At 64.6% G+C, this 12,727-nt stretch carries 11 protein-coding genes; 7 read left to right on the top strand and 4 right to left on the bottom strand.

The annotated features are described in order from the left end of the window. The first annotated feature begins 45 nt into the window (after nt 1-45). Nucleotides 46-1,668 (top strand): leucyl aminopeptidase, encoded by a 1,623-nt coding sequence (locus HMPREF3088_RS01170; protein ID WP_070757773.1) that lies wholly within the window; start codon nt 46-48, stop codon nt 1,666-1,668. A gap of 58 nt (nt 1,669-1,726) precedes the next feature. Here HMPREF3088_RS01170 and HMPREF3088_RS01165 read toward each other — a convergent pair whose 3' ends face one another. After that, nucleotides 1,727-2,137, bottom strand: a complete 411-nt coding sequence (locus HMPREF3088_RS01165) for a hypothetical protein (protein WP_070757771.1) — start codon at nt 2,135-2,137, stop codon at nt 1,727-1,729. A 140-nt stretch (nt 2,138-2,277) separates the two neighbouring features. On the opposite strand from HMPREF3088_RS01165, the gene sucB reads away from it, so the two are divergent. The 5 genes from sucB to HMPREF3088_RS01140 all read left to right on the top strand — a co-directional run bounded on the left by sucB (nt 2,278) and on the right by HMPREF3088_RS01140 (nt 8,056). Beyond that, nucleotides 2,278-4,458 carry a 2-oxoglutarate dehydrogenase, E2 component, dihydrolipoamide succinyltransferase gene (gene sucB / locus HMPREF3088_RS01160; RefSeq protein ID WP_070757769.1) on the top strand — a complete coding sequence of 727 codons (2,181 nt, stop codon included), beginning with the start codon at nt 2,278-2,280 and terminating at the stop codon, nt 4,456-4,458. Between the two features lie 183 nt (nt 4,459-4,641). Continuing rightward, complete coding sequence (gene lipB, locus HMPREF3088_RS01155; protein ID WP_070757767.1) at nt 4,642-5,340, top strand: lipoyl(octanoyl) transferase LipB; 699 nt, start codon at nt 4,642-4,644, stop codon at nt 5,338-5,340. Nucleotides 5,341-5,434: 94 nt separating this feature from the next. Next, the gene (lipA, locus tag HMPREF3088_RS01150; RefSeq protein ID WP_012360497.1) at nt 5,435-6,478 is read left to right on the top strand and encodes a lipoyl synthase; all 1,044 of its coding nucleotides are present in this window, start codon (nt 5,435-5,437) and stop codon (nt 6,476-6,478) included. A gap of 84 nt (nt 6,479-6,562) precedes the next feature. After that, on the top strand, nt 6,563-7,333 hold the full coding sequence (locus HMPREF3088_RS01145; RefSeq protein WP_070757766.1) for a DUF4191 domain-containing protein: 771 nt from the start codon (nt 6,563-6,565) through the stop codon (nt 7,331-7,333). 72 nt (nt 7,334-7,405) lie between these two features. Then, a complete protein-coding gene (locus tag HMPREF3088_RS01140) occupies nt 7,406-8,056 on the top strand; it encodes a LysE family translocator (RefSeq protein ID WP_070757764.1) in 651 nt (216 codons plus the stop codon). A 30-nt stretch (nt 8,057-8,086) separates the two neighbouring features. Here the strand turns inward: HMPREF3088_RS01140 and HMPREF3088_RS01135 are convergent, their stop codons facing one another. From HMPREF3088_RS01135 to HMPREF3088_RS01125, 3 genes are all read right to left on the bottom strand, one after another. Then, nucleotides 8,087-8,563, bottom strand: a complete 477-nt coding sequence (locus HMPREF3088_RS01135) for an RDD family protein (RefSeq protein ID WP_070757762.1) — start codon at nt 8,561-8,563, stop codon at nt 8,087-8,089. 239 nt (nt 8,564-8,802) lie between these two features. After that, a complete protein-coding gene (locus HMPREF3088_RS01130) occupies nt 8,803-10,497 on the bottom strand; it encodes a hypothetical protein (protein WP_246817978.1) in 1,695 nt (564 codons plus the stop codon). Nucleotides 10,498-10,688: 191 nt separating this feature from the next. Next, entirely contained in the window at nt 10,689-11,495 is an 807-nt protein-coding gene (locus HMPREF3088_RS01125; RefSeq protein WP_083317287.1) for a hypothetical protein, read from the bottom strand. 223 nt (nt 11,496-11,718) lie between these two features. On the opposite strand from HMPREF3088_RS01125, the gene glnA reads away from it, so the two are divergent. Further along, nucleotides 11,719-12,727: type I glutamate--ammonia ligase (gene glnA, locus HMPREF3088_RS01120; protein ID WP_246817975.1), on the top strand; the 1,009-nt coding region annotated here is incomplete at its 3' end.

Genomic DNA, 12,727 nt, shown 5'->3' with positions numbered 1-12,727 from the left:
GCGCATTAGTGAGTTTTCGCATTGCGAAAGGATTGATTTTCGATCATGACCACCCAGCCAGGCCAGCCGATCGCGCTGGATCCCGCCCAGACTTATTCCGCCCTGCCGAACCGTGGCACGATGCCGGCGATTGACCTCGTCGCGGAGGTTCCGGCGAACGCGGATGTGGACACGCTCATCGTTCCGGTGTTCCAGGGTGCCAACGGCCTGGAGTTGGCCGCCACGGGTTCTGGCCTGTTGAGCAAGGAGCAGGAGATCACCCTGTGGCGCGTGCTCACCAGCGTGGGTGCGACCGGCAAGCGCGAGGAGCTCACCCCGGTTCCGGGCGAGCTGCTGGCGACCGAGGGAACGGCCCCGGCGACCAAGATCCTGGCGCTGGGCCTGGGTGATATCGACGAATCCACGGACGAGGACATCCGCGAGCTCGCCGGCGTGGCCTCCCGTGCTGCGGGCCTGGGTACCAAGGTCGTCTCTAGCCTCGGGTTGATTTCCCCGGAGGCCGCGCTCGTCGGTCACGCGCTGGGTGGTTACCGTTTCGCTGGTTTCAAGGGCGCTTCCGCCAAGGACGCCGCTGGTCAGGACGTTTCCGCCAAGGACGCCGACGCCGCGGCTGACTCCCCCGCCACCATCACGGTGCTCGCCCGCGAGGCCGACGCCGCCCTGCTGGCCCGGGCTCAGGTTGACGCCGCCGCGGTGGCGCTGGCCCGTGACTTCGTGAACACCCCGGCGAACTTCCTGTACCCGGAGACCTATGCCAACACGATCCGCGAGATCGCTGAGGCCGCGGGGCTGGGCGTCGAGATCCTGGATGAAAAGGAGCTGGAGGAGAAGGGCTACGGCGGCATCGTCGGCGTCGGTAAGGGCAGTGAGCACGCCCCACGCCTGGTGCGCCTGACCCACGAGCCGTCCGCGAAGAACGAGGCACCGCAGGTCGCGCTCGTCGGTAAGGGCGTGACCTTCGACACCGGCGGTATTTCGCTGAAGCCGGGCGCGAATATGTGGGACATGATTTCGGACATGGGTGGCTCCGCGGCTGTCGTCGCCACGATGGTGGCTGCCGCCCGCCTGGACCTGCCGATGAAGGTTATCGCCACGATCCCGCTGGCGGAGAACACCCCGAGCTCCACCGCGACCCGCCCGGGTGATGTGCTGCGCCACTACAACGGTCTGACCACCGAGGTGTTGAACACGGACGCCGAGGGCCGCCTGATCCTGGCGGATGCGATGGCGCGCGCCTGCGAGGATGAGCCGGATTACCTCATCGAGACCGCGACCCTGACCGGCGCGCAGATGGTGGCGCTGGGCAACCGCACCCCGGGTGTCATGGGTTCCATCGCTTTCCGCGACAAGGTTGCGGAGCTCTCCCAGGAGGTCGGCGAGAACGGCTGGGCTATGCCGCTGCCGCCGGAGCTCGGCGAGGCGCTGAAGTCCGATGTGGCCGACCTGCGCAATATCTCCCCCAGCCGTTGGGGCGGCATGTCAGTGGCTGGCCACTACCTGGCCAATTTCGTGACCGAAGGCGTGGAGTGGGTGCACATCGATATCGCCGGCCCGGCGTACAACACCGATGGCGCGTTCGGCTACACCCCGAAGCGCGGCACGGGCGTGCCGGTGCGCACGATTCTGGCGACCCTGCGCCACCTGGCAGGGACCACCAAGGAGGGCTAAGCCCCGTACCCTGGCCCCGGGCTAGATCTGCCCGGAGCCAGGGCCTCCCCCCGGAGGGCTAAGACTCCTCTTCCTCGCGGCGCGCCTGTTCCATGCGGGCACGCCGTTCGCGCTGTTCGAGACGCTTTTTGATCAGCCGGTCGCGCTCGATGCGGTCGCGCATGCGCTGCGGGTAGCCGGTCTCTTCGGCGAAGTAGAGGGGGATGCCGAGCTTCTTGGCGACCACGTCGATGCCCTTCGGCCCGCCGATCTTGCGGCGCGTCCAGTCGCCGGAGCCATCAACGAGAACGACCGACATCTCGTTGATGAGGGTCTCGGGTTCCACGAACCCTTCCACCCCACCTGCCTGCCCGTCGTGCTGCGCGGACCAGGTGCTCAGGTACTCCAAATCACGTGCGCGGATGGTGTCTCCGGGCGCACGCGGCGGCTTGGTCTGATTCTTGCTGGATCGGCCAAAAAGATTGAACACAACTCACCATTCTAGGCAGTCCGGTTCTCGGTCGGGGTTGGGTGCGTCGAAACTTGCTTGAGAGCGTACAATTGTTGAGTAACTGGTCTTTAAAACTCGACCACAGCTAGTTTTCGCGTTTCAAGAGGAGCTTCAACACCATGGCGCAGTCCGTCGAAATGCCCGAGTTGGGCGAATCGGTCACTGAGGGCACCATCACCCAGTGGCTGAAGAAGGTTGGCGACAAGGTAGAGGTGGATGAGCCTTTGCTCGAGGTGTCCACCGACAAGGTTGATACCGAGATCCCCTCCCCTGTTGCCGGCGTTCTGCTGAAGGTAATGGCCGAAGAGGACGACACGATCGAGGTCGGTTCCGTCATCGCTGAGATCGGCGAGGAGGATGAAGCTCCTTCCTCCGATGACGAGGGCGACGACTCCTCCAACGAGGACGAGGCTGCGGACAGCTCCGATGAGGAGGCTGCTGAGGAGTCCGAGGATGAGTCCTCCGACGATTCCGCTTCCGAGGGTTCCGGTGAGGGCGAGGACGTCACCATGCCGGAGCTCGGCGAGTCCGTCACCGAGGGCACCATCACCCAGTGGCTGAAGTCCGTCGGCGACAAGGTCGAGGTCGACGAGCCACTGCTCGAGGTCTCCACCGACAAGGTCGACACCGAGATCCCATCCCCGGTCGCAGGCACCCTGGTCGAGATCCTCGCTGAGGAAGACGACACCGTCGAGGTCGGCGACGTCATCGCCCGCATCGGCGACGGCTCCGGCAAGCCAGCCAAGAAGGAAGAGCCGAAGGCTGAGGAGCCGGAGGAGACGGAGGACGAGGACGCTGAGGATTCCTCCGAGGACACCTCCTCCGACGAGTCTTCCGACGATTCCGCTTCCGAGGGGTCCGGTGAGGGCGAGGACGTCACCATGCCGGAGCTCGGCGAGTCCGTCACCGAGGGCACCATCACCCAGTGGCTGAAGTCCGTCGGCGACAAGGTCGAGGTCGACGAGCCACTGCTCGAGGTCTCCACCGACAAGGTCGACACCGAGATCCCATCCCCGGTCGCAGGCACCCTGGTCGAGATCCTCGCTGAGGAAGACGACACCGTCGAGGTCGGCGACGTCATCGCCCGCATCGGCGACGGTTCCGGCAAGCCAGCCAAGAAGGACGAGCCGAAGAAGGAGAAGTCCGAGGACAAGTCTTCCGAGAAGGCTGAGGCGAAGGACGAGCAGAAGTCCGAGAAGAAGGACGACTCCAAGCAGGAGCAGAAGTCCGAGAAGAAGGACTCCGGCGAGGACAAGGCCGAGGCCGCCCGCGAGGCTGCACGCGAGAAGGCTGCGGAGACCACCGCACGCCCGAACGTCGCTGACCGTGGCGAGAAGTCGGGCTCCGCTGATGAGCCGTCCGGCGATAACCTGCCGTACGTGACCCCGCTGGTCCGCAAGCTGGCCGAGAAGAACAACGTGGATCTCTCCAAGGTCACCGGCACCGGCGTTGGTGGCCGCATCCGCAAGCAGGATGTCCTGGCCGCTGCCGAGGGCGAGGACATCACCACCGGCGCGAAGACCAACCTGCCGGCCGGCCCGCGTGCCTCCGCACACAAGGTCGACCCGGATAAGCAGGAGCTGATCGGCACGACCCAGAAGGTCAACCGCATCCGCGAAATCACGGCACGCACCACCCTGGAGTCCCTGCGCAACTCCGCGCAGCTGACCCAGGTCCACGAGGTCGACATGACCCTCGTCGCCGACCTGCGCGCGAAGTCCAAGAAGGCTTTCCAGGACGCCCACGGCGTGAACCTGACCTTCCTGCCGTTCTTCGCGAAGGCTGCCGTCGAGGCGCTCATCTCCCACCCGAACGTCAACGCGTCCTACAACGCTGAGACCAAGGAGATGACCTACCACGACCGCGTGAACCTGAGCATCGCGGTGGACACCGAGGACGGCCTGCTCTCCCCGGTCATCCACGATGCGCAGGACCTGAGCCTGCCGGAGCTGGCGAAGGCCATCGCGGACATCGCTGACCGCGCGCGCAACAAGAAGCTGAAGCCGAACGACCTGGCCGGCGGCACCTTCACCATCACCAACATCGGTTCCGAGGGTGCCCTGACCGACACTCCGATCCTGGTTCCGCCGCAGGCAGCCATGGTCGGCACCGGTGCGATCGTGAAGCGCCCGGTCGTCCTCACCGAGGACGAGAACGAGGCCATCGCTATCCGCGACATGGTCTTCCTGCCGCTGACCTACGACCACCAGGTCATCGACGGCGCCGACGCAGGCCGCTTCATGTCCACCCTGCGCGACCGCCTGGAGAAGGGCGACTTCGAGGAGGACCTGGAGCTCTAAGCTCCTTACCTCCCCTCCCTGGGGCGGTAAGCCCCCGCCCCCTACCCCGTGGCGCTGGTTGATGGCAGCGCCCCGCGCGGAAGATAGCGCCCGCGGGTAACTAGCTGTCACTAGCCCCGCAGCACTCAGACCCCCGAGCCTCAAGGCTTGGGGGTCTTTTGCTGCGCGCTACACTTGGCAAACATGGGCTTTCAAACCGGCAGTATCCGCATGGACTCCACCCCGATCGAGGTCAACGAGCTCGGGACCGTGGAATACGAAGAGACCTGGCATCGCCAGGCTGAACTCGCCGCCGAGCGCGCCGAGGGAAAGATCAACGACCAGCTGCTGATGCTGGAGCACCCGCCGACGTACACGGCGGGCAAGCGCACCGAGGACAGCGACCGGCCCGATAACGGGCTGCCAGTGGTGGACGTCGATCGTGGCGGTCGCATCACCTGGCACGGTCCCGGCCAGCTGGTTGCCTACCCGATCATCAAGCTGGCCGACCCGGTGGACGTGGTGGACTACGTGCGCCGCCTGGAGGAGGCACTGATCCAGACCTGTAAGGACGTGGGCCTGGAGGGCACCGGCCGTGTCGAGGGCCGGTCCGGGGTGTGGCTGCCCGCCGGCGTGGTGGGCGGCGAGCTGAAGCCCGCCCGGAAGATCGCGGCGATCGGCATTCGTGTCACCCGCGGGGTGACGATGCACGGGGTGTCCCTGAACTGTGACAACACCATGGAGTACTACGGGCACATCGTGCCCTGTGGCATCGCCGATGCCGGGGTGACGACGCTGTCGGCGGAACTCGGCCGGGACGTCACCGTCGAGGAGTGCCGTAAGTCCCTGGAGAAGAACATCGTGGCCGCGCTGAACGGCGAGCTGGCGGTGCACAAGGACTAGCCGCAGTGCTCGCCATGCCGGTGATGTTTGGGCAGGTCAGCCCGCACGCCGAGATTGTTAGCAATCATCGGGTGACCAGCGTAGGGTGGTCTGCATGACTGTCAGCGCTAATGGACGCCGGATGCTTCGCATCGAAGCTAAGAACTCGCAGACCCCCATCGAGGCTAAGCCCCGCTGGATCCGCACCACCGCGAAGATGGGCCCCGAGTATCGGGACATGAAGAACCGCGTGACGGGCATGAGCCTGCACACCGTGTGCCAGGAGGCTGGTTGCCCGAATATCCACGAGTGCTGGGAGGACCGCGAGGCCTCCTTCCTCATCGGCGGCGATACTTGCTCCCGCCGTTGCGACTTCTGCCAGATTAAGTCCGGTAAGCCCACTCCCCTGGACCGCGACGAGCCGCGCCGTGTGGCGGAGTCCGTCCGCGAGATGGGCCTGAAGTACGCCACCGTCACGGGCGTGACCCGCGACGACCTGGATGATGAGGGCGCCTGGCTGTACGCGGAGGTCGTCCGCAAGATCCACGAGCTGAACCCGAACACGGGCGTGGAGAACCTCACCCCGGACTTCTCGAATAAGCCGGAGCTGCTGCAGATCGTGTTCGAGTCCCAGCCGGAGGTTTTCGCCCACAACCTGGAGACCGTGCCGCGCATCTTCAAGCGCATCCGCCCGGCCTTCAAGTACGAGCGCTCCCTGGAGGTCATTCGTGCGGCCCACGACTACGGGCTGATCACGAAGTCCAACCTGATCCTGGGCATGGGCGAGACCGAGGAGGAGGTCGTGGAGGCGATGCGTGACCTGCGCGAGGCTGGCACCGATATCCTCACGATTACCCAGTACCTGCGCCCGACCTCCATGCACCACCCGATCGAGCGTTGGGTGCGCCCGGAGGAGTTCGTGGCACACTCCGAGGCTGCTTATGACATGGGCTTCCCGGCTGTCATGTCCGGCCCGCTGGTTCGTTCCAGCTACCGTTCCGGCCGCCTGTACGCGCAGGCGATGCGCGCCCGTGGCCGGGAGATCCCGGAGAACCTCTCGCACCTCAATGAGAAGCTGGATGGCTCCACCCAGCAGGAGGCCACCAACCTGCTGGACAAGTACGGCGCCTCCGAGGAGACCCCGGTCGCGTACCGCTAGCGCGAGAAGCGTTGAGACGCGCGTAAGGCTTCGCACCTTGCGCGCGTTTCTTTCTTTTTCGCTGCATGTTCTATCCTGGAGCACATGGCTAAGGACATCCGCGAGAAGGAAAACAAGAAGGCAGAAAAGGCCGCCAAGCGCGCCGCCCGCAAGGAGCAGCGCGGCCAGCTGTGGCAGGCCTTCAAGCTGCAGCGGCAGCGCGATAAGAAGCTGATCCCGCTGATGCTGGTGGGCTTTTTGGTGCCCGTCGTGCTTCTGCTTCTGCTTTCCACGGTGTTCGGCTGGTGGTGGGTGAACCTCATCGTGGGTATCCTGCTGGGCATCGCCGTAGCGGTGTGGGTATTCACCCGCCGCCTGCAGAAGGGTGTCTACGAGCAGATCGAGGGCGAGGCCGGCGCTGCCGCCTGGACCTTGAGCAACCTGCGTGACGGCGTGGGCATGAAGTGGATCGTCGAGCCAGGCATCGCGCAGAACACGAACCTGGATGCGGTCCACCGCGTCGTCGGCACTCCGGGCATCGTCCTGGTCGGTGAGGGTGATTCGAACCGCGTGAAGAGGATGATCGCCCGTGAGCGGAAGAAGATCGCCCGGATCGCTGGCAACGCTCCGATCTACGACGTCGTCGTCGGTGACGGTGAGGGCGAAGTTCCGGTCCGTAAGCTGCAGAACCACCTGATGCGCCTGCCGCGGAACATTAAGAAGAACGAGGTCGATGCGCTGAACTCCCGCATCGATTCGATTTCCCGCCTGCAGTCCCCCATGGCGAATATGCCGAAGGGTCCGCTGCCGAAGGGCGGACAGATGGCCGGCATGAACCGCCGCGCCCGCCGTGCTGCACAGCGTGGCAAGAAGTAAAACTTAAGATATTTTGCGCTCAACCGGCCGCACTCTGTGGCCGGTTTTTGCTTGGAGATTTGGGATTAATTTGTGGAATTAACGAACATCGGGATCGTCATGCTGATGAACATGCTCGGCGTGATGACCCCTGGACCAGACCTGTTCCTGGTGCTGCGGATGGCCTCCCGCTCGCGGAAGCATGCCTTCGCGGCGATCGGCGGGATCGTCACGGCCCTGATGTTCTGGTCGACGCTGGCCGTGACCGGCGCGAGCGCGCTGCTGAATAAGAAGCCGTGGATCCTGGATTATCTGCAGATCTTCGGTGGCCTGTGGTTGGGCTATATGGCCTTTAGCCTGCTGCAGCAGGTGCGGGAGTACTACCGCACGCGGGTGGGGGCGAACGCTGATCTGGTGATGCCCCCGGGCTTGGGCTCGCCGCGTGCTGCCTACCGTACGGGCGTGGCGACGAACCTCTCCAACCCGAAGGTCGTGCTGTACTTCACGGCGATTCTGGCGCCGTTCCTGCCGGTGGGCGCTCCGTGGTGGGTGTCTGTGGTGTATGTGGTCGCCATCATGGCCTCGGCGGCGATTGTGTTCAGCCTGATCGCGCTGTTTGTCTCGACGCAGCGGGTGCAGTCGCGGTTGCTCTCCGTCTCCCACCTGATCGACTTGAGTGCGGGGCTGTTCTTCGCCGTGTTCTCGGTGACGTTGCTGTACAACGGCCTGACCGGCCTGCTGTAGTGCTCTTGTTCCTCCCCCTCCCCGGGAGGGCTAGCGGGTCTTAATGACCCCGGTTTGGGTCACGCGGTCGTGCAGCCCGCGGCCGTCGGTGTCCTGGACAACCGGCGGGAACAAGAATATGGTCAGCAGGATGCGCACCAGCGAGCGCCAGAAGCCGACGCGCTGGGTGGCGTCGTCCAGGCGGGCGACACCGATGCCCATGATCGCGTGGCCCGGGCTCTGGGCGAAGAGCCAGACGGTGACTAGGCGCCAGACGAAGAAGACCATCATGTTCAGCGTGAACACGTCACCGAGTTGGTCCGTGATCGTCGTGATGAACCACGCGATACCCCTGCAGATCAACCAATCGATGAGCAGCGCGAGCATGCGGGGCATCAGCGTCGAGAGCGAGCCGGGCCCCTTCTCGGGCAGGCCGATGGCCTCGCCGGGGTAAGAGCTGAGTTTGTTCGGGTCTTCGTTTTGGCCGGGCAGCTGGGGGCCTTCGAGCCAGGAGCGCTTCTGAGTCATGATGGTTTTGAGCCTATCCAAGCGCGGGGGCGGGAACAATTTCCCGCGCCCCTGCTGGGCTTATTAGGCTGCCCTGACCGGGCTGGAGTGAGGCTCAGCCCGGGACCGGGGTGGGCGGCCGCTCTGCTGGTGAATGCGGGCTGCTGAGCGCTAGCGCGCGCATGGTCCGCGGGAGGATGGGGTGGCCACAAGCGACGTTTGAGGGCTGCCCGGCGCGTAGCCGGGCGCGGCGACCAGGGTTAGCGGCTGATCACCTTCTTCGTGGTGCGTGGCTTAGCACCCAAGAATTGGCGTTTGAAGTACTCCGAGACGGAGTTGGCCCACTGCCCTGCGCCTGGCTTCACTTGGCGCCCCTTGGTCGCCCCTCCCCGTGCGCCAGGCGCCATACCGCCGTAGAAGCCGCGACCGCGTTGGTTGTTCTGCGCAGCGGCACCCTGCTCGGCGTGCGGTGTTCCCGTGGTCGGAGAGCCGTGGCTGGTGCCGTGCATTCCCGTGTGCGGGGCCGTGTTGGGTGTGCCCGGCGCGCCGACGCCGTGCAGCCCGCGGCCCGCCGCACCGTTGCGGAGGTTCTCCGGGTGTGCGGCTGGTAGTTCGGGGCGGACGACGGTGGTTCGTGGCGTTCTCCCCTGCCCGGTGGTGGCGTGGGTTCCGTAGCCGTGGTTGCGGCTGCCGGTGCGCTCGCCGGTTGTTTCTGCCCCGCCGAGCCCCGGTGCGTTGCGTAGGGCGCTGTGCGCGCTGGTGCCGTGTGCGGCGCTGCCTGCCCGTGGCACCGGCGCGTGTCCTGCGGTTGGCCGGTTTGCACCCGTAGTCGGCAGCGTGGGGCGGGCGGGCTGTGCTCCCCTCGCGCTCGGGCTCCCGTTGGCACCGCGTTGGTTGGTTCCAGGCAGGGCGAGGCCCGGCGCGGCTGCGTTGGATGGAGCCCCGCCCGGCATGCCGGCTGTGTGGGCGGGTGTGTTCGCGGCCAGCTGCGTGCCTGCCGGTGCCACGCCCGGGCCCGCGGGTGCTGCGGGGTTAGCGCCCGCCGGGGCGACGTGCTGCTGGCTGGCGGGGATGTGCTCCCCTGCTGCTGGGCTGGTGTTCCCGGCTGCTGGCGCGTTGGCGGCAGCGTTGCCGCGGCCTGCATCCGTCACAGCATCGGCGGTCTGGGCCCCGAGCTCCTGGACGTTGTTCGCAGTGGCGGGTGCGACGTTGCCGTTGATGCCCTGGAATGCCTCGGCGGGGCCGGTGGTGTTGAAGCTGGTGATGTTCACCCCGCCGCCACCGTTGTGCCCGACGACGGGCACCCCGAAGTTGTGGACTGGTGGCTTGAGCAGCTCCAGCGAGGGCTGCAGGTGTGTGCTCACGAAGGTCGCTACCGCAGCTTTCCGGGCTGCCACTACCCCGGGGCCAGTCCCCGCAAGTGCGTTGGTGCTTAGCAGCCCTTGGAGATAAGTCAGGTTAGCCGCCCTCACCACTGGAAATTGGCCTGCGGATTGGGCCATGAGAGCGGCATTGGCGGAGATGTTGTGACCCCGCTTAACGAAGTCCTCCAGGGCATGACGCACCTCATCGAAAGCACGCCCCTTGTTGTTTCGGGCGAGGTCGCCGGAGATCGAGTGCAGGGTGTGCGCCGTGGCCTCCAAGCGGGTGGCTGCCTGCGACCATCTTTCTGCTGATGCCAGTGGTGCCGCATCCGAGCTGGTGAACATTCCGATCAGAACTTCAAGCTCGGTACCTGCTTCCGCGACTGTCACTGGTGCCGTGTAGTTCAGGTTCTTGAATGGTTCGTTGTCTCGTGGCTGAAAACATTCAAAGCTGCCAACTCCAGCTGCGTGCTTCGCGACATCAAATTTGTCGAGCACCTTCGCGCTGGACTTATCCTGCTGATCAATCGCGAAACCGAGGCTGTCCAGCAGATCCATCGCCCACTGCAGGTCATCCTGATACTTCTGCATCGCCTGCAGAACGTCCCCGGGCTGGCCACTCCAATAGGTGCTGTGCTGCGTAAAGGCCGCGTTTAGCGATGGAACCTGGGTGAACCCCGCTTCCCACATCGATCCGTCTCTATTTTTCTGAGCCATCCTCGATGCATAACCAAGCGACTGTTTCGCGGCCGAAATGTCCGCTATCGATGCCTGAATCTCCATTAGAATCCCCCCGTTACATTTTCAAATACTTGCCAATAGAGGCTGTTGATCGTGCACATCGCATACTGCGAGTCCACGTTGTTCGGCGCCGTGACCAGGTGAAGTCGGCTGGCTGCCCGCAGTGGCTCTCCCCAAACAAAGCACGACGAGTTCGGAGATCCCCCCTCCAGTGCCACAAATTCCGCGTCACTCGGTAACTCGTATTGGGTCTCACCCATGAAGCGGCTCGGATGTTTGGGAAGAGTGCCCAAAGAAAAATCAAGAACATCCATTCGGTCCAGATGCTCTACATCCATATTCGCATAATTGCAGCTGTACCTAATCTCATTGTTGCTATCGAGCGCAGGATCATCCGTGTACCCCAGCTCGGCCATGCGCTCGCGCACCACCGGGCCGCAAATATCCGGCAAGCCCACGAAGTCCCCCTTCACCTGCCCCTCCTTCAACTTTGGGATGTCCACCGGCTCACCCACGAAGCGCTGCGATTCCCACACCACATGCTCCCGACGGCCGTAGGGCTCCTTCTCGAACCAGATGCCGTCGAAGCCCTCCGGCCTGGGCCAAGAAAGATCCATCCCACCGTTATTAGACAACCGCTCGCCCAGTTCGGTTCCCACGTAGTTTCCGGCGTCCACGATCGGCATCACCCCCGCAGCCTCCCGCCGCAGCTCGCCACCCGTGCCGGGCGCGAAACCCATCACCCCCGCCAACCCCAGAACCATGGCGATCACCACCACAACCCGCATGATCCCGCGGGGAGATCGGGTGGATTTGCGGGGGTTGACGTCGTAAAAAAAGCTGGTCACAGCGCCCCCTCGAAAACAACGACTTCCCACCCCACCCCGCAACCGGTGCCCCCTGCTGCGGGAACGAGGTAAAAGAAACAGTAACCCAGCGGCCACCGGCGTGGACGGGAAAAACGGAAAGTTCACCCCCGCGTTATCCCCGAGGGCAATACTCCGGATAACGGCGGGTAAAATATGACCCCAGCAACCCCCGAAAACACGACTACGAAGAGCGGAGTTTAGCGTGGCATTTGAAACACCCGAAGAGGTCGTGAAGTTCATCAAGGACGAGGACGTGGAGTTCGTCGACATCCGCTTCACGGACGTCCCTGGCACCGAACAGCACTTCAGCATCCCCGCAGAGGCTTTCGACGAGGACGCCATCGAGGAAGGCCTGGCCTTCGACGGTTCCTCCATCCGCGGATTCACCACCATCGACGAGTCCGACATGAACCTCCTGCCGGACCTATCCACCGCGAAGATCGACCCCTTCCGCGAGGCGAAGACGCTGAACATCAAGTTCTTCGTCCACGACCCGTTCACCCGCGAGCCGTTCAGCCGCGACCCGCGCAATGTGGCGCGTAAGGCGGAGCAGTACCTGGCGTCCACCGGTATTGCGGATACCTGCTTCTTCGGCGCGGAGGCGGAGTTCTACCTCTTCGACTCTGTGCGCTACCGCGTGGAGGGTCACGAGGCGTTCTACAGCATGGATTCCGACTCTGGCTGGTGGAACCGCGACCAGGAATTCGACCTGGATGGCTCCCGCAACCTGGGCTACAAGACCCGCCCGAAGGGTGGCTACTTCCCGGTCGCGCCGTACGACCGCTACCAGGACCTGCGCGACGAGATGAGCAAGGAGCTCATGAAGGCCGGTTTCACCCTGGAGCGTCTGCACCACGAGGTGGGCTCCGGCGGGCAGCAGGAGATCAACTACAAGTTCGACACCCTGCTGGCCGCGGCGGATGATATCCAGACCTTCAAGTACATCATCCGCAACGTGGCATGGCGGAACGGCAAGTCCGCGACCTTCATGCCGAAGCCGCTGGCCGGCGATAATGGTTCGGGTATGCACGCCCACCAGTCCCTGTGGAAGGACGGCGAGCCGCTGTTCCACGACGAGAACGGTTACGCAGGGCTTTCGGATACCGCCCGCTACTACATCGGCGGCATCCTGGAGCACGCTGGCGCGGTGCTGGCGTTTACGAACCCGACGCTGAATTCCTACCACCGCCTGGTGCCGGGCTTCGAGGCGC

Source organism: Corynebacterium sp. HMSC22B11, from assembly GCF_001815965.1.
GTDB lineage: Bacteria > Actinomycetota > Actinomycetes > Mycobacteriales > Mycobacteriaceae > Corynebacterium.
The sequence above is the reverse complement of the archived record's forward strand: the minus strand, read 5'-3'. Positions and strand labels throughout refer to the sequence as shown.

Excerpts from the sequence above, each read along its gene's own strand:
- lipB (WP_070757767.1), top strand. The coding sequence starts at position 4,642 with ATGGGCTTTCAAACCGGCAGTATCCGCATGGACTCCACCCCGATCGAG.
- sucB (WP_070757769.1), top strand. The coding sequence starts at position 2,278 with ATGGCGCAGTCCGTCGAAATGCCCGAGTTGGGCGAATCGGTCACTGAG.
- HMPREF3088_RS01145 (WP_070757766.1), top strand. The coding sequence starts at position 6,563 with ATGGCTAAGGACATCCGCGAGAAGGAAAACAAGAAGGCAGAAAAGGCC.
- HMPREF3088_RS01130 (WP_246817978.1), bottom strand. The coding sequence starts at position 10,497 with ATGCAGAAGTATCAGGATGACCTGCAGTGGGCGATGGATCTGCTGGAC.
- HMPREF3088_RS01135 (WP_070757762.1), bottom strand. The coding sequence starts at position 8,563 with ATGACTCAGAAGCGCTCCTGGCTCGAAGGCCCCCAGCTGCCCGGCCAA.
- lipA (WP_012360497.1), top strand. The coding sequence starts at position 5,435 with ATGACTGTCAGCGCTAATGGACGCCGGATGCTTCGCATCGAAGCTAAG.
- HMPREF3088_RS01170 (WP_070757773.1), top strand. The coding sequence starts at position 46 with ATGACCACCCAGCCAGGCCAGCCGATCGCGCTGGATCCCGCCCAGACT.